Consider the following 19124-nt stretch of genomic DNA (forward strand, 5'->3'; position numbering starts at 1 on the left):
TTTCAGGCCGGCAGCGGAACCTTGATTTCGACGTTCAAGCCATCTTCGCGAAAATCGCGCCTGATTGTGCCACGCAATTCGCGTGTGACATTGAGATCGATCAGTCTGGTGCCAAAACCGCTCTTTGCCGGTGTCTCGAGCTTCTTCTGACCGGCCTCACGCCAGTTGAGAGCCAATGTCCGGGCGCCGCCGCGGCCTTCGAGCGACCAGTCGACCTTCAGCGCACCGACTGAATTGCCGGCCTCGCCATGCTTCAGCGCATTCGTCGCCAGTTCATGAAAGACGAGGCCGAGTGCCTGCGTCGTCTTTTCGTCGAGAAGAACCTCCGGTCCCGACAACAGCCCTTCAGGAAGCTCGCTGCCGAACACCTGGCCAAGCTCGATGCGCAGCAGGTCGCCGAGATCGGCTTTCTGCCAGCGTGAGCGCGTCAACATGTCCTGGGAAGCCGCCATCGCCTGCAGCCGGGCCGAGAAAGACGTCGAGAATTCCTGGACGTCGGCGGTGTGCGATGCTGTCTGGCGCGCGATTGCCAGCACCCGCGTGATCGAGTTCTTGATGCGATGCTTCATCTCCTGCAGCATCAGGTCTTTTTCCAGCAGGCTCTTTTCGGTCGTTTCGTGAAGCAGCGAGACCGCCTCATAGGCCCGCTCCTGATAGCGGGCCACCAGCGCAATGGCGCCGGCAAGCAGCAGCCCGAACAATCCGAGCATCACCGGGATGGCGCGCGAGGAAGGTTGCGAGAAAGCACTTGTCGGCCTGAACAGGACGACCCACTGCCGGCCGGCGACCGTGATCTTGCGGGTGACCAGCAGCCTGTCGCCGAGGCTCGAAACAGGCGGCGTTTCCGACTGGAACAGCAGGTTGTCGCTGTCCACCGTGCCGTCATAGATCTCGGTGTTGACCGGCAGCAATGGTGCCCGGCTGAGCGCAGCCTGGAACAGGTCACGGGCGCGGAAGGCCGCATAAAGGAAGCCGGCAGTCGAGGATCTCGACGCGTTTACGGCGTCCGGCGCGGTTTCCACATTGAGCCGGACGAAGACGAGGAACCCGGCAAAGGTCTGCGCGGCACCCGTATCCTTGCCGAGCTGCACGAGCCCGCTGGCATGCTGCTGGTCGTCGGCCATCGCCTTTTCGATCGCCTCGCGCTGCACCGGCCCGGCAAACATGTCGTAGCCGATGCTGGATTTATTGGACGGATCCAGCGGTTCGAACAGCACGATGGGCGTACGCCACGGCAAGTTCGTGTCGGGATAGATCGGATGGCTTGCGCCGTGATCGTGCAGGATATCGCGCTCGACCGCCGCCTCGTTTCCCGTCTTCGCCAGGCGGAGGAAGCCGATGCCGCGCAGGCCAGCGAAATTATTGTCGATGTCGAGCGCTTTGAAGAAAGCCTTGAACTCGCCTTGCGAGATACCGCCATTGCGCGCGTCGAACAGCGCCCGGGTTGAGCGCAGCAGCGACAGGTCCAGGTCGATGCGGCTTTCAATCCGGTTAAGCGCGTCGTCGGCCGTCGCCTCGAATTTTATGCGGGCCGCCTCCTGGGTGGCAAAATAGGCAAAACCCGCCATCGTCAGGCTGATCAGCGCGACGGCGATAAAAGCGACGGTCGGAAAAAGCTTCTTCAATTGCTGATACGTCCCGTGGACGGTTCGGCATCTTTATGGGCAAGTCCCGACGCCAACACAATGGCGAGGCCAAAGCATGGTGACGGCTGGCATATTTTGGCGGCTTGTGATTAGCCGGCTAATTCTCATTCATGCGGCGATCTTCAGGGCGCCCGGCCCCGGAATGGCGCCGGGTGGGCACTTGCCGAGGATGATCATGCCGAGCACTTCGTCCTGGGTGACGTCGGTCGTGCGTGCCGTGCCGACAACCCGACCGTTCTTCATGACGCAGACACGGTCGGCAAGCTCGAACACGTCATGGATGTCGTGGCTGATCAGGAAGATGCCGATGCCGTCGGCCTTGAGCTGCCTGACCAGTTCGCCGACCTGTGCCGTCTCCTGCGGCCCGAGTGCCGCCGTCGGCTCGTCCATGATCAGGATGCGGGCGTTGAACAGGATGGCGCGGGCGATCGCAACCGACTGCCGCTGGCCCCCCGAGAGCTTTACCACCGGCTCCTTGAAGCGTTGGAAACGCGGATTAAGCCTACCCATCACCTTGCGCGCCTCAGCCTCCATGGCGACGTCGTCGAGCGTACCCCAGGCGGTCATCAACTCGCGGCCGAGAAACAGGTTGGCGGCCGCATCGACATTGTCGGCCAGCGCCAGCGTCTGGTAGATCGTCTCGATGCCGTACTTCTTGGCGTCGCGGGGGTTGGAGATCGAAGCCTCCTCGCCGTTGACGAAAATCTGGCCCGCATCGCGCTTGTAGGCGCCGGACAGGATTTTTATCAACGTCGATTTGCCGGCACCGTTATGGCCGAGCAAAGCCATCACCTCGCCCGGGAAAAGATCGACCGAGGCATCGTCGACGGCGCGAATGCCGCCGAAGGCGATCGAAATGTTGCGCATGTCGATCAGCGGCGTGGGAGCGGTCTTGTCTGCCATGCTTGTTCTTCCTCCCTATAGATCCTGCTTGAGCATGATCTTGTCCGAAAGCCGGTTTCCACCTTGCGGGATCATGCTCAGACCCGTTTGCGATAGACGGTATCGAGCCACACCGCGACCACCAGCACGGCGCCGACAACAATGCTCTGCAGCGGCGAATCGATGCCGAGTAGCACCATGCCGGATTGCAGCGACTGCATCAAAAGCGCGCCGAGCATGGCGCCGAGCACGGTGCCGGAGCCGCCGGCGAGCGACGTGCCGCCGATCACCGCCGCCGCGATAACCAGGAGCTCGTCCAGCGTGCCCAGCGCATTGGTCGACGAGTTCTGCCTGGCTGACGAGATCGCTGCGGCGATCGTCGCCAGCACGCCCATGATCATGAACACCTTCATAGTCACCCAGCGCGTGTTGATACCGGCAAGGTTGGCTGCTTCCGGATTGCCGCCGATGGCGAAGACATAGCGGCCGAAACGGGTACGCTTGGCGATGAAGGTCATGATCAGCCCTACGGCTACAGCCATCAGCACGGGTATGGCGATGCCATGGGCGATGAACAACCCGCCTTCGGGAACGGTTATATTGTTGGCCGCCGCATATCTGTTCACGATGCCGACCGGCCAAGGATAGGAATTGGCGAGCCATATGGCGCCCATGATGACAAGGCAAGTGACGGCCCCGAGGAACGTCTCGGCCCAGATCGGGCGTAACGGGAAGCGGAACCGCTTGCGCTGCACCCGCCCGTTGAGCAGCATGAACACAACCGCAAGGCATGCGACAATTCCGACGATCCAGCTCCATCGCGCGCCGATCGAACCCGCCGGTCCGCCGCCCATCAGCTGGAAAGTGGCATCAAGCGGCGCAATCGTCTGCCCACTGGCGACCCACCATGCGGCACCCCGCCAGACCAGAAGGCCGCCCAGCGTCACGATGAAGGCCGGCACCTCGAGATAAGCGATGATGTATCCCTGGAACGCTCCGATCAGAAGGCCAAGCGCCAGGCCGATGGCCAGCGCCACGATCCAGATCCAGGGGTTGCCTAATTGCAGACCGACCATTCGCACCAGGAAATGCACCTGCGCAAAGCCCATGACCACGCCGATCAGGCCTTCGGCGGAGCCGACCGACAGGTCGATATTGCGCATGACGATAACCAGCACCATTCCGGCGGCCATTATGGCCACGGCGGAAGTCTGCACCGACAGGTTCCAGAGATTGCGTGGCGTCAGGAAGGTCCGGCTGTCGAACTCGAACGGATTGACGCCGAGCCGTACGCTAGAAACGACATGCAGGCCGACCCAGATGACCAGCAGCGCGCCGACCATGCCGAGCATGCGCGTGTCGAGTTCGGTTGCCTTGAGAAATCGGGCAACGATGCCGAGCTCGGATTCCCGCGCCCGGTCTGCGGTCGAGCTGTCGACCGGCGTGTTGGAAGTCGTGTCGGTCATTATGTTTCTCCCGCCGGGTTGCCGTCTGCCGCGGATGCCGGAAGCAGCCTAGAAGTTATCCGCCGGAAGCGGAAAAACAACTCTTGTTGAAAAAACGCCGCGGCGAGCGGCCGCGGCGTTCGGACTTCTCGGAAACGTCGGGTCAGTTGCAGACCGCAACAGTGCCCGCCGCCACACCCGCGCAGACCTCTTCTTTCTTGATCCAGCCGGCATCGATGACGACGTTGAGGTTATCTTTGGTGATGGCGACCGGGGTCAGGAACAGGGATTTTACGGTGTTGCCGCCGGGCGTGGTGAAATCCTTCACGCCGGCAATGTCGGTCATCTGCTTGCCGTCGGCCAGTTGCGAGGCGATCTCGGCGGCGTTCTTGCCGAGCTCGCGCGCATCCTTCCACACCGACACGGTCTGCGTGCCGAGCGCGATGCGGTTCAGCGCGGCGTGGTCGCCGTCCTGGCCCGAAACCGGAACAGATCCGGCCAGCCCTTGCGCCGTCAATGCGGCGACGACGCCGCCGGCAGTACCGTCATTGGCCGCGACCACTGCATCGACCTTGTTGTCGTTCGCGGTCAGGAACTGTTCCATGTTCTTCTGGGCGTTGGCCGGCAGCCAGCCGTCGGTATAGGCCTCGCCGACATTCTTGATCTTGCCGCTGTCTATTGCGTCCTTCAGTACTTCCATCGAACCGGCAAACAGGAAATCGGCATTCGGATCGGCGCCCGAGCCCTTGATGAAGACGTAGTTGCCTTCCGGTTTCACCTTGAACACTTCGCGGGCCTGCATGCGGCCGACTTCCTTGTTGTCGAAGGTCAGGTAGAAGACGTCCTTGTTCTCGATCAGCCGGTCGTAGCCGACAACCGGAATACCTTCGTCCAGCGCCTTTTGCACGGCCGGCCCGATGGCCGAGGCGTCCTGCGCCAGGATGATCAGTGCGTTGGCGCCCTGCGAGATCAGGCTCTCGACGTCGGTGAGCTGCTTGCCGGGGTTGGACTGTGCGTCGGCGGAAATATACTTGTCGCCGGCGGCCTCGATGGCCGCCTTCATTGCGGCCTCGTCGGTCTTCCAGCGCTCTTCCTGGAAGTTCGACCAGGAAACGCCGATGACCTTGTCTTTAGCCTGCGCCACCGACGCCAGCGCCAGCGTCATGGCGACACCCGCCAGAATGGCGGTCGTGAATTTCTTCATCATATCCTCCCTGCGCCGCGTACGGCGTGACCATTGGCCCAAAGACCAGCTTAGAGGCCCCTAATTTTTTCGAGCCTCGAAAAAATACTGGCCCGATCTCCGGCTGCTGTCAACATCGATTCTGATGGATTTTGATGAGTCTGAGAGTTTTTTCGAGCGTCGGAATAAACGATGACAGCGCCACCTGCATCTGACACTATTTGCCTGCATCCGACACTATTTGTCGGACATTACCGACGGCTTCCGGTTCATGAGCGGCCGCGGCAACCGGGAGGAAAGCAAAACGATGTCGGTCGGAATCCGCCATGACGATTTGCGCCGGCGCAACCGGGCGATGGTGATCTCGGCAGTCCGCCGGGTTGGCCAGCCATCGCGTACGGAGATCGCCGCAGCCACCGGCCTCAGCCATTCGACCATATCGGCGATCTCCTCCGACCTGATACGGGAAGGCATCCTCGCCGAGAGCAAGGCAAGCGAGCCCGTTTCGTTGAAACGCGGTCGTCCGCAGGTCGGCCTCGCCCTCAACCCGGAAGCGGCGGCGGTGCTGACCGTGGTGTTGTCGCTCAATTTCCTGTCGGCCGCCATCATCGACTATGCGGGACACGTCGTAGCCGAGGAACAGCGCCGGCTGGACACGCTGACCATGCCGCGCGACGAGCTGATCCGCGAATGCATGGCCGTCGTCCGGCGCCGGCTGGAGGATCCAGACCTTGACGTCCGCAGTGTCGCCCGCATCGCCCTGGCGATTCAGGGCATTACCGACTCCCCTGCACGCGCCATGCTGTGGTCGCCGATCACGCCGCAGACGGACATCGCCTTTGCCGATATGCTGGAAGATCAATTCGGCATCCCGGCCACGGTGGAGAACGACTGCAATATGATGGCGGTGGCTTTGCGCTGGCGCGATCCGGATCGCTATCGCGACGACTTCATCGCCATCCTGCTTTCGCACGGCATCGGCATGGGGCTGGTGTTGAAGGGCGAGCTGTTCACCGGCACGCATTCCTCCGGCGGCGAGTTTGGCCACATGATCCATCGTCCGGGCGGCGCGCTCTGCCGATGCGGGCGGCGCGGCTGCATCGAGGCCTATGCCGGCAACTACGCCATCTGGCGCAACGCCAGGCAGATGAGCGAAGACAGCGAACCCATCGCCGACGTCAGCGACGCCGACATGCGCGCGCTGGCGGCCCGGGCGCGCGAGAAGGATGGGCCGGAACGCGAGGCCTACCGCAAGGCCGGCGAGGCGCTGGGTTTCGGTCTCGGCTCGCTGTTCGCGCTGATCGATCCGGCACCGGTCGCGATGGTCGGCGCCAGTGCCGCCGCCTTCGATCTGATCGAGCCGGCCTTGCGCCAGGCCATCGCCCAGACCGCCGGCGGCCAGCATTCGGGTTCGATCTCCTTCGATACCGAGCCGAACGAATTGCCGCTGATCCGCGAAGGCTGTGCGATGCGGGCGTTAAGCTTCGTCGACCAGGAGATTTTCGCGCCGGGCGCGCAAATGAGGCCCCGCGTCAGAAAGAACGTGGCCTGACCCGGCGGATCAATCTTCCCTGATCGCGTAGCCGGCACCGCGGATGGTGCGGATGACATCAGGCATGCGGCCGTTGTTGACGGCTTTGCGCAGCCGGCCGACATGCACGTCGACGGTGCGTTCGTCGATATAGATCGTCTCGCCCCAGACATTATCGAGCAACTGGCTGCGCGAGAAGACGCGGCCCGGATGCCGCATCATGAACTCGAGCAACCGGAATTCGGTCGGCCCGAGCCTGATTTCGCTCTTCTTGCGATAGACCCTGTGCGATTCGCGATCGAGCACGATGTCGCCGACCTTCAGCACGCTTGACAACACTTCCGGCTTGGCGCGCCGCAGCAGCGCCTTGACCCTGGCCATGAATTCCGGTGTCGAAAATGGTTTGACCAGATAGTCGTCGGCGCCGGTCGAAAGACCGCGCACCCGGTCGCTCTCCTCGCCGCGCGCGGTCAGCATGATGATCGGCAGCCGCTCGGTTTCGGGGCGCACCCGCAACCGGCGGCAGAGCTCGATGCCGGAAACCGCTGGTATCATCCAGTCGAGCACCAGAAGATCGGGCACATTCTCCTGCAAACGGATCTCGGCTTCGTCGCCGCGTGTCACCACCTCGACCTGGTAGCCTTCGGATTCGAGATTGTAGCGGAGCAGCACACCCAACGGCTCCTCGTCCTCCACCACCATTATGCGTGGTGCGATCATCGGCTGGGCACCCCCATTATGTCACCGGCGCGGACATTGTCGTTTCGTCCTGCTTCGGACGATTGACCGGCAATTGCTCGCCGGTCAGCACATAATACGCATTTTCGGCGATGTTGGTGACATGGTCGCCGATCCGCTCCAGATTCTTGGCGCAGAACAGCAGATGCGTGCAAGCGGTGATGTTGCGCGGATCTTCCATCATGTAGGTCAACAGCTCGCGGAACACGGACGTGTATTTGACGTCGATGCGCTCGTCTGCGGCACGCAGCTTGGCCAACGCGGCCGCATCGCCTGCGGCATATTCCTCAATGACGCCCTGCACCTGGATGAGCACCAGCTGCGCCATCGCGTCGATGGAATGCGACAGGTCGCGCGGCGTGACGCTGAGGCCGACCGCACTCACACGCTTGGCGATGTTCTTGGCAAGGTCGCCGATGCGTTCGAGGTCGCCGGCCATACGGATCGCTCCGACGACATGGCGAAGATCGTGGGCCATCGGCTGGCGTTTGGCGATCAGGGTGATGGCGCGATCGTCCAGTTCGCGTTGACGCGCATCCATGATGGCGTCGTCGGAAACGACGCGTTGCGCCAGCACGTTGTCGGAATTCAACAGGGCCTTGGTCGCCCCGCCGACCATCGAACCGGCGAGGTCGGCCATGTCGCGGATCAGCTTGCTGATCTGCTCGAGATCCTCGTCGAAAGAAGCGACTGTGTGTTCGCCCATGGTCCTGTCCTCATATGCATGATCGGAACGGCTCAGCCGAAGCGGCCGGTGATGTAGTCCTGCGTGCGCTTCTCGCGGGGCGACGTGAAGATCTTCTCGGTCCGGTCGAACTCGACCAGCTCACCCAGATACATGAAGGCGGTCTGGCGCGACACGCGCGCCGCCTGCTGCATGTTGTGAGTGACGATGACGATCGTGTAGTCGGCTTGCAATTCGTCGATCAGTTCCTCGATCTTGGCCGTCGACAACGGGTCGAGCGCCGAAGCCGGTTCGTCGAGCAGAATGACTTCCGGCTTCACGGCCACGGTGCGGGCGATACAGAGCCGCTGCTGCTGGCCGCCGGACAGGCTCAAGCCACTGGCGTTGAGCTTGTCCTTGACCTCGCTCCACAGCGCGGCGCGCTTCAACGCCTGTTCGACGCGGCCGTCCATCTCGGACTTGCCGAGATTCTCGTAGAGCCTGACGCCGAAGGCGATGTTCTCGTAGATCGACATCGGGAACGGCGTCGGCTTCTGGAACACCATGCCGATCTTGGTGCGCAGCAGATTGAGATCCTGCGACCGGTCGAGAATATTCTTGCCGTCGAGCAGCACCTGGCCCTCGGCTGTCTGTTTCGGGTAGAGCTCATAGATGCGGTTGAACACACGCAGCAGCGTCGATTTCCCGCAGCCCGAAGGCCCAATGAAGGCCGTGACACTGCGCTCGGGCAGCGACAGGCTAATGTCCTTCAGCGCCTTGCTCTGGCCGTAGTAGAAGTTGAGGTTCTTGACCTCGATCTTCGTCTTCTCGGCGACCGTTTCGGTCATCGTCATGTCCGGGGACAACATCTGTGTCATCTGTCCTCTCTGCGTCCGGTAAGGCTGCGGGCGAGGATGCTCAAGCCCAGAACCGTCAGGGTGATTATGAGTGCGCCGGTCCACGCCAGCTGCTGCCATTCCTCGTAAGGGCTGAGAGCGAACTGGAAGATGGTCACCGGCAGGCTGGCCATCGGCGCGTTGATATTGCTGCTCCAGAACTGGTTGTTGAGCGCGGTGAAGAGCAGCGGCGCCGTCTCGCCGGAAATGCGTGCTATCGCCAGCAATATACCGGTGACGATGCCGGACAATGCGGCGCGATAGGCGACCGAACGGATCACCACCCAGCGCGGCGCGCCGATCGCGGCACCGGCTTCACGCAACGCGTTCGGTACCAGGTTGAGCATGTCTTCAGTGGTGCGCACGACCACCGGAATGACCAGGATGGCAAGCGCCACGGCGCCGGCAATGGCCGAGAAATGTCCCATTGGCCGCACCATCAGCTCATAGACGAACAAGCCGATGATGATCGACGGCGCCGACAACAGGATGTCGTTGATGAAGCGGACGACGGTGGTGATGCGCGAAAAGCGTCCATACTCGGCCATGTAGGTTCCCGCCAGCACGCCGATCGGCGTGCCGACGACAACGGCGATGATCGTCATCAGCAGGCTGCCCGCGATGGCATTGAGCAGGCCGCCGGCCTCGCCGGGTGGTGGCGTCATCTCGGTGAAGACCGCGAGCGAAAGCCCGGCCGTACCCTTATAGACCAGCGCGCCGAGGATGAGCGCCAGCCAGGCAAGCCCGATGCCGGCGGCGACGACGCAAAGCGCCATCATCACCGAATTCCTGGCTTTGCGGCGGCTGTGGAGCGATGAGGATGTCGACATCGGTCAGGCTCCCGTACGGGCGTCGATCCGCATCAGCATATAGCGGGCGGCGGCAAGGATCAGGAAGGTGATGACGAACAGGATCAGGCCGAGCGAAACCAGCGAGGAGGTGTAGAGGTCGCCGTCGGCCTCCGTGAATTCATTGGCGATGGTCGCCGAGATCGTCGTGCCCGGCGCGAACAGAGAGGCACTGATGCGGTGCGCGTTGCCGATGACGAAGGTCACCGCCATGGTCTCGCCGAGCGCCCGGCCGAGGCCAAGCATGACGCCGCCCATGATGCCGATGCGGGTATAGGGAATGACCACGCGCCGGGTCACTTCCCAAGTCGTGCAACCGATGCCGTAGGCCGATTCCTTGAGCACCGCCGGCACTGTATCGAAGACGTCCTTGGTGATCGAGGTGATGAAGGGCAACACCATGATGGCGAGGATCAGCGCCGAGGTCAGAAGGCCGATGCCGTAAGGAGGGCCGGCAAAAAGGCTGGATAGTCCCGGCACGCCGTGGAAGATGTTGATGATGAAGGGCTGTATCGTCGTCTGCAGGAACGGCGCGAACACGAACAGGCCCCAGATACCATAGATGATCGACGGAATGCCGGCCAATAGCTCGACCGCTATGCCGATCGGGCGCCTGAGCGGGCGCGGGCAGAGCTCGGTGAGAAACACGGCAATGCCGATGCCGATCGGAACCGCGATCAGGATGGCGATGGCCGCCGTTACCAGGGTGCCGTAGATCGGCGCCAGTGCGCCAAATTTTTCCGTGACCGGATTCCAGCTCTCAGTCGTCAGGAAAGAAAAACCGAAGGACGACAGCGCCTGCCATGAGCCGGCAAACAGCGAGATCGCGACACCGCCGAGGATGACCAGCACCAGAATTGCGGAAGCGCGGGTGAGTCCGCGGAATATGGCATCTGTGAGCGCGAAGCGCCGGACCGTAGCTTCCCTCGCCCGGGCTGCTGCAGATGATGGCATGGCATCGGAAGCGATGGTCATTGGGTCCTCGCGATTGAAGGCAACAGGGAGGGCGCCGTCGACGCCCTCCCTGAAGGACATTACATAGCCGAGTAGAGCGGCTTGCCGTCGCTGCCGACGACTTCCTTGGCCCACATGGCCTTGACGCTCTCGACCACCTTGTCGGGCATCGGAACGTAGTCCAGCTCGCCGGCCATCTCGTCGCCCTTGTCATATGCCCAGGCGAAGAATTTAAGGGCTTCGGCGGTGGTCGCGGCGTCGTCCGGCTTCTTGTACAGGAGTATCCACGTCGCCGCCGTCATCGGCCAGGACTCGGCGCCCGGCTCGTTGGCGAGGATGACGCCATAGCCCGGCTGCGAGCTCCAGTCGGCATTGGCCGCTGCCGCCGAGAACGCCGCCGCGGCAGGCTCGACCTTCTTGCCGTCCTTGTTGATCATGTCGGTGTGGGTGAGCTTGTTCTGCTTGGCATAGGCGTATTCGACATAGCCGATCGCGCCGCCGGTCTGGGAGACGTTGTTGGCAACGCCCTCATTGCCCTTGGCGCCGATGCCAACGGGCCATTCCACGGCCTTGTCGACGCCGACCTTTTCTTTCCAGTCCGCGCTGACGTCGCCGAGGTAGTATGTGAAGTTGAACGTCGTGCCCGAACCATCGGAACGGTGAACGACCGCTATCGCTTGCGAAGGCAGCTTGACGTCGGGATTGAGCTTCTTGATCGCCTCGTCATCCCAGCTCGTGATCTTGCCGAGGAAGATGTCGGCCAGCGTCGGGCCGTCGAGAACCAACTCGCCCGGCTTGATGCCTTCGAGGTTGACGACGGGAACGATGCCGCCCATCACCATCGGGAACTGAGCCAGTCCGGACGCTTCAAGCTCTTCGCCTTTGAGCGGCGCATCCGAAGCGCCGAAGGTGACGGTCTTGGCCTTGATCTGCTTGATGCCGCCGCCGGAACCGATCGACTGGTAGTTAAGGCCAACGCCTGTGTCTTTCTTGTAGGTGTCGGCCCACTTCGCATAGATCGGGTAGGGGAAGGTGGCGCCGGCGCCGGAGATGTCCGCGGCGAGCGCGGCGGACAGGGTGAGGGTGGTCGTCGCCGCAGCCATTGCAATCGCAACGGCCGCCGAGCGGATGAAATGTCTCATGTGGCCTGCTCCTGTTCGGAATATGGTCTCTCGGCGCCATTCCTCCGGCGCCCGCTGAGGCCAATAGCCCCCGATTATTACAGTCGCATGACAGTTTCATGTCGCTCCGGTAACGTCGTCCAGCCGGGTTAAGAAGGAGCGGCCGCGGCCTTTGTCGGCATGGGCCGCGGTTTGCCGCTGGAATCAGCAGCTTGCGTGAATTCCGGCCGGCATCGTCTGCTCGGCGATCGCAGCAACCGGCTTTAAAAGAAAAAAACCGGACGGGAGCGCGTTGCATGCAGCCAGAACGTGTCATGGCCGAGCCATCGCCGAAACAGGTCCGTTGGGGTAAATCTGACCCTGTTTCTTGCCGGCGGTCGCTGCTCCCGCCCGTAACTGGAGGAGCGGAACTTCGAATATCCCATTGTCGCCACTGAGCGCGGCTTTGGTATGGTGCGATCGCACCATGGCTTTACGCTGGAAGCGTTGACGAATCGAGCAGGGCTTCGACTGGAAGTGCGACGACTTCTACTTCACCCTATCTACTCCCTCCGCACTATTCCGCCGGTTGTCGGTTAGGCCGAAGCAGCGTTATAAGCTTGCAGGGGTGTTGCTGATGTTTCGACGGATTCTGCCTGTCTTCCTGTGCCTGGCGCTGCCTCTGGGAAGCGGCTGCGCGCGCAGCTATGACGGCACTGTGATCATTCCCAAGCCGCTCGATGTTCGCCGGTTCTGGGACCGGCCTTCGCCGCAGGCGCAAACCGAACAGTCGCAGTTGGAGACCGACGTCTTTCCAGTGGCGCCGCAAACGCCGAAAAGGCCGGCGGTGCGCAGGAGCGCAGCTTCCGTTGCAGCGCCACGGAGGAGGGTCGCCAACAATCCGCCCATGCTGTCATCGCAGCCGGCGAAGCCGCTCACCTGCAGGAATGTCAGCGAGCCCGGCAAACGGGCCCGCATGGTCTGCGAATAACCAGCCGATATCGGTCGATGCGCACGGCTCCAGGCCTTGAAGCGGCTATTCGGCCAGCCGTTCGCCGTTTCGCCCGCCTAGGTCAGTCCGCCGGGAAAAAGGCCGGGCCGACCACTCTCACTGGCCGCGCTCCGATCGCCCTTTCGATCGACTGATGCTGGGCAGCCCCTTGCACCTCGGCAGCCGGCGTTTTGGCCCCTGAGGGAGCGGCACCGGCGGCTTCGATCCCGGACTCAGGAATTTCCGCGACGACATCAAAATCCGGCTTTGCCGTCGGCAACGGAATGATGGCGTTGGTCATGTTGGCCGGTGTCACGGTTCGTGCCCTGAGTTCGGCGACGCGCCGGTAATAGCGCTTGACGTCACAGGCCTTGAAGTTCGCGTCGTCGCGGTACCGGAACGCGGCAGGTAGCTCCACATAGGGCTTTCCCGACTCGAGCGCGATCATCTCTTCGGTCTCGCGAGTGGCGTCGCTCAGCGTATAGAGGTCGACGCCGGCATCGTCGCAGATATAGCGGCACTGATCGACCGTTTCCTTCAGATCGTCGCTCTTGGCGAACTGCGATTTTGGCGCGGGGAAGAAATATCCGTCCGACAAGCGAACGCAAAACAGCATCCGATTGCCGCCAATTGTTGCGCCTGCGGACTGGGTTTTGGGTGCTGTGCGCTGCTGCGCCGGCTGTTTCTTGGCAGCGGGGGCGGCGCAACCCAGCGCGACAAACCTGGCCTTCAATCCGGACGTGTCCCTGCCCGAATTCGACAGTCTGGCGATCTGCCGTTGCACCTCCGCCTTGCTGGCGACCAGGTCGGCGCAAGGGTTGAAGAAGAAGCCGGCCGTTTTCGCCGTGCATCGGCGCTGTCTCTCCAGCCTTTGAATCGCGGCGAGTTGCCGGCGCAGTTGGGCAAGCTCGGGGCTGGTCCCGGCGCCGCGCCCCGCCGAAAGCAATTGGCTCCTGATGGCGCCGCAGCTATCCGCATAGGAGGAGGACGTACCGAGCGCAACGGCTATTGCCAACACCAGCATCAAAATCGTGAGAGGCCAGAAGCGTGTCATTGGAACGACCATTATCCTTGTTGCGCCGAGAACAAGATTTCTTTGTCGACTATGGATAAGTACTGGCTAAATCAGTTTTATCTAATTAAAGTAGACCACGCCGCCGCCAGAGACTTTAGTTCTAGTGTATTATATCCACTGACGTAAATTCAATATTACATTTTTATTTCAAGATTGAGACGAACCGGCAGCAACGCCGGCGGACGCCCGCCACGGCGAAGTTTGATGCGCGCGGCTGGTTCCGCAGCGCGATCAATCCGGCGTTACCGGCCGGCCGTTGCTGAAACCTTAGCCCCAAGTTCGGCGTTGAACGGCCAAAGGAGGAGACCGCAAATGTCGATCCACTTCACTGTCGCGGACCTGACCAGGAATCTGTTCCATTCACTTGGGTTGGACCATGAACGCGCACCGAGGCCACTCGACCACGAGCAGAGGCTTTTGCTGGAGTGCTATCTCGCCGGCCAGATACCGGAATCGGCCTGGAGCGACTATGTCTTCGAGATGCCGGAACTGGCGCGACATGTCGAGGCCAGACGAAGCCGCCACTAAAGCGCATCGCGATCGATCGGGCCTCATGCGACGCGCTTAGGTTCTTGTTTTATGCATGTCGTTGTCGCAAAACCGCTGCACACTTTTGCGCGACATGCACTAGATCCCGAAAAGTGGAATCCGGTTGTCGGAAAAGATCAAGGCGAAGCCTGCACTCGCGTTGCAGGCTGTTTTTGTTTGGGCGAGTTGAATTGCAGAGTGAACACCTTGCCCGGGATGCCTTCAGCCAGCGCCGGTGAAAGGCTCAACGGCAGGCAATGGTCCACGGCCGCAATCGCCGCATCGACAAAAGCCTGCCGTGCCTTCTCGTCGCCGGCCACGCGGATGGCGGTCGGCTTGGGCCGGCCGATCAGCGTGCCATTGCGCCTGAAGCTGAAGCTCAGGGTGACGGTGGAATTCCCGGCATTCGCCGGCGGGGTCCAGCACGCCTGGATGGCAGCCCCGACCTCGGGCATGGTGTTGAGCGTCGCTGCATTCGATTGACCGGCTGCACCCGCCAGCATGGCGCCTGCAATCACCACCATTCCAGCAATGCTTTTCATGACAGGGCCTCTGTCCTTGAACCGCCCTCGAGGACGTGACTAACTTCGATGGTAGGGCCGACATCGGCGATGACAAGATGGCGGCAACGCGCTTCATCAGCCATGCAGGCGTCGTGAAGCGCCGTCAGCCGCAACTTCGGCAGGCTGCAACAAGCAAAAGGCCGGCGAGTAGCCGACCTTTGCTTTCCATCCGCGCCAGTACATCCGTGGTCGCGGGCTGGAGGTAAATACCAGTAGAAAGGGTTTCGGTTAACGAAACCTTAAGCTCCCCACATCGTGCAAACAGGGGAGAGCAAAAAAGAATTACCCCAGATCATTACCGGCTCCTGCAGAACGTGCGCACAATCGCCGGCCTGCAGGTGCCTCAGGCGTTGGCCTGCGACCGCACATAGGCGATATAGCCGCGTACATCGCCGGCCGGCTCGGCATAGGCCTTGCCGAGCTTCTTCTCGATCGCCGCCATATAGTCTTTTGCCCATTGGGGCAGCGCATAGTCGATGACGGCGAGGAATTCGAGCGTCGCCGCCAGGCGGATGTCGGCGATCGACGGGTTCTTGCCGCCGATGAACGGCTTGCCGTTCCTGAAGAAGCTGTGAAACACCTCCAGCGGCTCGGCTATCGCTTCTATAGCGGCCTTTTGGGCTTCCGACTTCTTGTCGGGATGAGCGTCGCTGTGGCCGACCTCGCCGGCATATTGCGGGAAATTCAGTGCAGGATAAGTGGCGCGCGCCACGTAGGGGTAGAGCGTCCCGATCAGGTAGAACATGGCACTGTCGATCATTGCCCGCTTGGCCGGGGCCTTGGGATATAGTTTCTCCAGCCCGTGCTTGTTGGCGAGGTACTGCATGATGGCGCAGCTTTCCCACAAGACACCTCTCGGCAGGCCCTTGTCCTCGATCATCGGCGTCAAATGGGCCGGGTTTCGCGCCATATATTCGGGCGAGCGCGTATGGCCCCATACGTCGGTCTCGGAATGGTCGAGCCCGGCGGCGCGTGCAAACACCCGAACGCTCATATTGTTGACGCTCGGCTTCAGCATGCTGAGCATCAGCGCCGGCTTTTTCGCCGGTTTCGCCTTGGCCTTCGCGGCCTTTTTGGCGGAGACCTTTGCCGCCGGCTTTGCCACTTTCGCCGCTGACTTGACGGCAGCTTTGGCCGCCGGCTTCGCTCCTGGCTTGGCTGCCTTGGCGGCGGGCTTTTTCGCACTCTTCGTTGCTGTCTTTGCCATTATGTCCTCCCTTTGTTTGGCGTGTCGTCAGTATGGATTTTTCGGTGCGCGATCCTCCGACAAGGTTGCGCGCGAGCGCTCGACAAGCGCTTGGATCGCATCGGCAAGGTGCACTTCGGCGATGTTGTAGTCGCCGCGCGCGAGGCGGATCTTGTGCGCCTGCATCAGCACGTCGGCATGGGTGAAGCCCGCCGGCGGCTCGAAACGGTAGGAGGCGAGCTCAATCAGCAGGCCGAGCGGATCCTCGAAATAGATCGAGTCCATGAAGCCGCGATCCTTGACGCCGCTGTGCTTGATGGCGCGCTCGTCGAGCCGGGCGACCGCCTGCAAAAAGGTGACGCGCGACACCGCAAACGCGATGTGATGGACGCAGCCCGTATCGGTCGGCGTGCGCCGCTTGACCGGCGTGCGGCTTTCGTCGGTGAAGACGGTGATCAGCCGGCCGTCGCCCGGATCGAAATAGAGATGGCTTTCGCTGGCTTTGTCGAGATTGGGCTGCTCGAAGATGAAGGGCATGCCGAGCACGCCTTCCCAGAAATCGATGGAAGTCTGGCGCCCGGCGCCGACCAGCGTGATGTGATGGACGCCTTGCGATTGCAGTTTTTGCATTGCCTTCCTCCCGGCCACGCCGTCTTGCCGCCGAACGGAAGTTCGGATGCCCAGTCGCGCTTGGATCAGCGCCCGGCATGTGACCACGCCCGGCCTCGCCTGCGCTCCGCATTCCGCATCCTGCAGGAGTGCGGCCGGAGCTTTGATGAACGGATGCTAATTCAATCCGAGGCGTTGCGCCAGAAGCGCTGAGTTTCAAGAACTCCACGCAGGCACCAAGAGCGGCACCGGGATCGCGGACGCCTTCGCCGAGCTCGCCGAAACGATCCGTCGCCGGCAGCTGTAATGGTGCGGTAGCCCGCAGGTCGCTGGGTTTCCCGAGCGGCCGGTTTGGCGACGGCAGGTCAAAGGGGCCTCGTTGACGCATGCCGCGCCTGGTTCGGATTACGAGCATCCGCGGCCCTTAGATGAAAATCACATATTCTTCATCGGCACGTCGGGATCGACATGTCCCCCATCGGCAGTGATCTTCAGCCTTGAGAGGTAGTGCTCCCATCCCCTTCGGTGGCTGTCACGCTCCTTTGCGTTCGGCAGTCCGCTGTGCGTGAAGCGGATCAGTGTCCCCGCATCCCTCGCGATCAGGTCGATCTCGACATGGCTGGAGCCGGGCGGCACGGTCTCGTTGTCTTCCCAACCAAAACTGTAGGCAAGACGGTGGACCGGGATCACCTCGGTGAACTCACCGCGCGCCATATGGCGACCACCGACATTGACGAGGAACAGACCGCCCGGCGATGCATCCAAATTCGCTTCGGTCCCGATCCATCGCACGATCTGGTCCGGATCCGTCAAAAGCGCGAACACGGTCGCTTGTGGCGCGGCGACCTCAATCTCTGTGTAAACCGATTCCGCCATCGCTCACTCCAGGTCACATCCACTCCGAATGCCGTGCATGATTGAAGCGAATGTGGGGAGTTGCAAGAAGATGTTCGAGGCGTAAGCATAAGCCGGTGCCGAGTGACCTTCTACCGATGCTTCTCGCAAACTCGCTTTCATTCCTTCTGGACGACGCCGCGCATATTGGCGACGGTGGGCGACTTCTATTGCAGCTCTCAACGCATTTGATGGAAGACGGCTTGCCGATCATCGCCGGCGCGCTGGCGCAGGACGCTCCCGACCCGATCATTTCACGCCGCATCTGGCTCTGGCGAGCGCCTGGGGGTGAAGTGGTCGAGGCTTTGGGGATAGGCGCCGACCGCCAGAATGCCGATCCCCGGCTCGTGCTGCGGGAGTGGCTTGGCACGACGCGGGCGATCGTGTTCGACGAGCGAGCGGGCGGTGTCGCACCGACTTTGGTGTGGGCGTTCGATCATACTCCAGATGAGGCGCAGTCAGAGCTGCTGCGGCAAATCTCCCGGTTTGCTGCGGCTCCGATGACCGCACTCGCAGAACGGTCCGCGAAACGCGCATTGCTCGAAGCATATTTGGGAAAGCGCAGTGCAGCACATGTGCTCAACGGTCATTCTCGTCGAGTAAAGGGAGAGACGATACGGGCTGCGCTTCTGTGCGCGGACCTTCGAGGTTTCACCGATCTATCCGAGGTTCATGATGCAGACGAGATCGTATTGGTACTTGATGCCTGGTTCGATTGCGTCGCCGGCGCGGTGCACGCATTTGGTGGTGAGGTTCTCAAGTTTATAGGTGATGGCGTCCTCGCGATTTTCCCGATTGGCGAGCGCGATGCAAATGCCGCATGTGACGCTGCGGTACGCGCCGTGAAGGCCACGCGCGCCGGGATAGATCATCTCAACCAAACTCGGCGCCGCAATGGCGGCCCTGAGCTCGGATATGGCATTGGTCTGCATGTCGGCGAGATACTCTGGGGGAATATCGGCACTGCCGGCAGGTTGGACTTCACCGCGATCGGCAAGGCTGTAAATCTTGTCAGCCGCATCGAAGGGCTGTGCAAGCCGTTGGGACGGACGGTGCTCGCGTCGACAGTGTTCGAGGCAGAAACTACCGAGCCGATGATCGCCATGGGCAGTCATCCGCTCGGAGGAATAGCAGGCGCGCAAACACTTTTCGGCTTGCCGGAATAGATCGAATGATTGAGCGCGCCGTGGATGTGTCGTTCGCAGCATATCTTGGTATCGTGCGAAGCCATGACTGAGAGAAATTCGAACGGCAAAGAAGCTACAATACTGCAACTGGAGTATGGCGCGTTTAGAGCCCAGCCATGCGCGTCGCGCGCAGCTTCGCTGGCCGGTGCTAAGGGCCGAGTATTCCCGGCATCCACCCTTCGAGGGAGAGGCGCCTTCGCCGAG

General features: G+C 61.8%; 19 protein-coding genes. 4 read left to right on the top strand and 15 right to left on the bottom strand.

Annotation, left to right across the window (positions count from 1 at the left end):
* Window positions 1–2: 2 nt before the first annotated feature.
* The 4 genes from NKH70_RS12150 to xylF form a co-directional block, all read right to left on the bottom strand.
* Window positions 3–1625 carry a CHASE domain-containing protein gene (locus NKH70_RS12150; RefSeq protein ID WP_352714283.1) on the bottom strand — a complete coding sequence of 541 codons (1623 nt, stop codon included), beginning with the start codon at window positions 1623–1625 and terminating at the stop codon, window positions 3–5.
* Window positions 1626–1754: 129 nt separating this feature from the next.
* Complete coding sequence (locus NKH70_RS12155; RefSeq protein WP_352910054.1) at window positions 1755–2549, bottom strand: ATP-binding cassette domain-containing protein; 795 nt, start codon at window positions 2547–2549, stop codon at window positions 1755–1757.
* A gap of 77 nt (window positions 2550–2626) precedes the next feature.
* The gene (locus NKH70_RS12160) at window positions 2627–3994 is read right to left on the bottom strand and encodes a sugar ABC transporter permease (RefSeq protein ID WP_352910052.1); all 1368 of its coding nucleotides are present in this window, start codon (window positions 3992–3994) and stop codon (window positions 2627–2629) included.
* Window positions 3995–4136: 142 nt separating this feature from the next.
* A complete protein-coding gene (xylF, locus tag NKH70_RS12165; protein ID WP_292655550.1) occupies window positions 4137–5177 on the bottom strand; it encodes a D-xylose ABC transporter substrate-binding protein in 1041 nt (346 codons plus the stop codon).
* 286 nt (window positions 5178–5463) lie between these two features.
* Here xylF and NKH70_RS12170 point away from each other — a divergent pair, with 286 nt between their 5' ends.
* Window positions 5464–6708, top strand: coding sequence for an ROK family protein (locus NKH70_RS12170; protein WP_352910050.1), 1245 nt, complete (start codon window positions 5464–5466; stop codon window positions 6706–6708).
* A 9-nt stretch (window positions 6709–6717) separates the two neighbouring features.
* Here the strand turns inward: NKH70_RS12170 and phoB are convergent, their stop codons facing one another.
* The 6 genes from phoB to pstS are packed head-to-tail and all read right to left on the bottom strand — an operon-like array spanning window position 6718 to window position 11929.
* Window positions 6718–7407 (bottom strand): phosphate regulon transcriptional regulator PhoB, encoded by a 690-nt coding sequence (gene phoB, locus NKH70_RS12175; RefSeq protein ID WP_031212149.1) that lies wholly within the window; start codon window positions 7405–7407, stop codon window positions 6718–6720.
* Window positions 7408–7423: 16 nt separating this feature from the next.
* Window positions 7424–8131 (bottom strand): phosphate signaling complex protein PhoU, encoded by a 708-nt coding sequence (phoU, locus tag NKH70_RS12180; protein ID WP_254816572.1) that lies wholly within the window; start codon window positions 8129–8131, stop codon window positions 7424–7426.
* A 32-nt stretch (window positions 8132–8163) separates the two neighbouring features.
* Entirely contained in the window at window positions 8164–8967 is an 804-nt protein-coding gene (gene pstB / locus NKH70_RS12185; RefSeq protein WP_292655560.1) for a phosphate ABC transporter ATP-binding protein PstB, read from the bottom strand.
* Window positions 8964–9815 carry a phosphate ABC transporter permease PstA gene (pstA, locus tag NKH70_RS12190; RefSeq protein WP_023678532.1) on the bottom strand — a complete coding sequence of 284 codons (852 nt, stop codon included), beginning with the start codon at window positions 9813–9815 and terminating at the stop codon, window positions 8964–8966. The genes pstB and pstA overlap by 4 nt, the downstream gene beginning before the upstream one ends.
* A gap of 3 nt (window positions 9816–9818) precedes the next feature.
* A complete protein-coding gene (gene pstC / locus NKH70_RS12195; protein ID WP_352451142.1) occupies window positions 9819–10808 on the bottom strand; it encodes a phosphate ABC transporter permease subunit PstC in 990 nt (329 codons plus the stop codon).
* A 59-nt stretch (window positions 10809–10867) separates the two neighbouring features.
* The gene (gene pstS / locus NKH70_RS12200; protein ID WP_352517601.1) at window positions 10868–11929 is read right to left on the bottom strand and encodes a phosphate ABC transporter substrate-binding protein PstS; all 1062 of its coding nucleotides are present in this window, start codon (window positions 11927–11929) and stop codon (window positions 10868–10870) included.
* Between the two features lie 595 nt (window positions 11930–12524).
* Here pstS and NKH70_RS12205 point away from each other — a divergent pair.
* Window positions 12525–12878: a hypothetical protein gene (locus tag NKH70_RS12205; protein ID WP_352910045.1), complete on the top strand. Its 354-nt coding sequence runs from the start codon at window positions 12525–12527 to the stop codon at window positions 12876–12878.
* 82 nt (window positions 12879–12960) lie between these two features.
* On the opposite strand, the gene NKH70_RS12210 is transcribed toward NKH70_RS12205, so the two are convergent.
* Window positions 12961–13932, bottom strand: coding sequence for a DUF2865 domain-containing protein (locus NKH70_RS12210; RefSeq protein ID WP_352910042.1), 972 nt, complete (start codon window positions 13930–13932; stop codon window positions 12961–12963).
* A 333-nt stretch (window positions 13933–14265) separates the two neighbouring features.
* Here NKH70_RS12210 and NKH70_RS12215 point away from each other — a divergent pair, with 333 nt between their 5' ends.
* On the top strand, window positions 14266–14481 hold the full coding sequence (locus NKH70_RS12215; RefSeq protein ID WP_352468942.1) for a hypothetical protein: 216 nt from the start codon (window positions 14266–14268) through the stop codon (window positions 14479–14481).
* Window positions 14482–14618: 137 nt separating this feature from the next.
* On the opposite strand, the gene tolA is transcribed toward NKH70_RS12215, so the two are convergent.
* The 4 genes from tolA to NKH70_RS12235 all read right to left on the bottom strand — a co-directional run bounded on the left by tolA (window position 14619) and on the right by NKH70_RS12235 (window position 17715).
* Window positions 14619–15023 (bottom strand): cell envelope integrity protein TolA, encoded by a 405-nt coding sequence (gene tolA, locus NKH70_RS12220; RefSeq protein ID WP_352489333.1) that lies wholly within the window; start codon window positions 15021–15023, stop codon window positions 14619–14621.
* A gap of 364 nt (window positions 15024–15387) precedes the next feature.
* Complete coding sequence (locus NKH70_RS12225; RefSeq protein WP_352714298.1) at window positions 15388–16251, bottom strand: glutathione S-transferase family protein; 864 nt, start codon at window positions 16249–16251, stop codon at window positions 15388–15390.
* A 27-nt stretch (window positions 16252–16278) separates the two neighbouring features.
* Window positions 16279–16860, bottom strand: a complete 582-nt coding sequence (locus tag NKH70_RS12230) for a VOC family protein (RefSeq protein ID WP_292655582.1) — start codon at window positions 16858–16860, stop codon at window positions 16279–16281.
* A gap of 414 nt (window positions 16861–17274) precedes the next feature.
* Window positions 17275–17715, bottom strand: a complete 441-nt coding sequence (locus NKH70_RS12235; protein WP_023678521.1) for an SRPBCC family protein — start codon at window positions 17713–17715, stop codon at window positions 17275–17277.
* 116 nt (window positions 17716–17831) lie between these two features.
* Here NKH70_RS12235 and NKH70_RS12240 point away from each other — a divergent pair, with 116 nt between their 5' ends.
* The gene (locus tag NKH70_RS12240; protein ID WP_352476187.1) at window positions 17832–18899 is read left to right on the top strand and encodes an adenylate/guanylate cyclase domain-containing protein; all 1068 of its coding nucleotides are present in this window, start codon (window positions 17832–17834) and stop codon (window positions 18897–18899) included.
* Window positions 18900–19124: the final 225 nt, after the last annotated feature.

Source organism: Mesorhizobium sp. M0991 (assembly GCF_040318915.1).
Lineage (GTDB): Bacteria > Pseudomonadota > Alphaproteobacteria > Rhizobiales > Rhizobiaceae > Mesorhizobium.

Excerpts from the sequence above, each read along its gene's own strand:
- phoB (WP_031212149.1), bottom strand. The coding sequence starts at position 7,407 with ATGATCGCACCACGCATAATGGTGGTGGAGGACGAGGAGCCGTTGGGT.
- xylF (WP_292655550.1), bottom strand. The coding sequence starts at position 5,177 with ATGAAGAAATTCACGACCGCCATTCTGGCGGGTGTCGCCATGACGCTG.
- NKH70_RS12230 (WP_292655582.1), bottom strand. The coding sequence starts at position 16,860 with ATGCAAAAACTGCAATCGCAAGGCGTCCATCACATCACGCTGGTCGGC.
- pstA (WP_023678532.1), bottom strand. The coding sequence starts at position 9,815 with ATGTCGACATCCTCATCGCTCCACAGCCGCCGCAAAGCCAGGAATTCG.
- pstB (WP_292655560.1), bottom strand. The coding sequence starts at position 8,967 with ATGACACAGATGTTGTCCCCGGACATGACGATGACCGAAACGGTCGCC.
- tolA (WP_352489333.1), bottom strand. The coding sequence starts at position 15,023 with ATGAAAAGCATTGCTGGAATGGTGGTGATTGCAGGCGCCATGCTGGCG.
- NKH70_RS12160 (WP_352910052.1), bottom strand. The coding sequence starts at position 3,994 with ATGACCGACACGACTTCCAACACGCCGGTCGACAGCTCGACCGCAGAC.
- NKH70_RS12210 (WP_352910042.1), bottom strand. The coding sequence starts at position 13,932 with ATGACACGCTTCTGGCCTCTCACGATTTTGATGCTGGTGTTGGCAATA.
- NKH70_RS12205 (WP_352910045.1), top strand. The coding sequence starts at position 12,525 with ATGTTTCGACGGATTCTGCCTGTCTTCCTGTGCCTGGCGCTGCCTCTG.
- pstS (WP_352517601.1), bottom strand. The coding sequence starts at position 11,929 with ATGAGACATTTCATCCGCTCGGCGGCCGTTGCGATTGCAATGGCTGCG.
- NKH70_RS12170 (WP_352910050.1), top strand. The coding sequence starts at position 5,464 with ATGTCGGTCGGAATCCGCCATGACGATTTGCGCCGGCGCAACCGGGCG.
- NKH70_RS12225 (WP_352714298.1), bottom strand. The coding sequence starts at position 16,251 with ATGGCAAAGACAGCAACGAAGAGTGCGAAAAAGCCCGCCGCCAAGGCA.
- pstC (WP_352451142.1), bottom strand. The coding sequence starts at position 10,808 with ATGACCATCGCTTCCGATGCCATGCCATCATCTGCAGCAGCCCGGGCG.
- phoU (WP_254816572.1), bottom strand. The coding sequence starts at position 8,131 with ATGGGCGAACACACAGTCGCTTCTTTCGACGAGGATCTCGAGCAGATC.
- NKH70_RS12215 (WP_352468942.1), top strand. The coding sequence starts at position 14,266 with ATGTCGATCCACTTCACTGTCGCGGACCTGACCAGGAATCTGTTCCAT.
- NKH70_RS12235 (WP_023678521.1), bottom strand. The coding sequence starts at position 17,715 with ATGGCGGAATCGGTTTACACAGAGATTGAGGTCGCCGCGCCACAAGCG.
- NKH70_RS12155 (WP_352910054.1), bottom strand. The coding sequence starts at position 2,549 with ATGGCAGACAAGACCGCTCCCACGCCGCTGATCGACATGCGCAACATT.
- NKH70_RS12240 (WP_352476187.1), top strand. The coding sequence starts at position 17,832 with ATGCTTCTCGCAAACTCGCTTTCATTCCTTCTGGACGACGCCGCGCAT.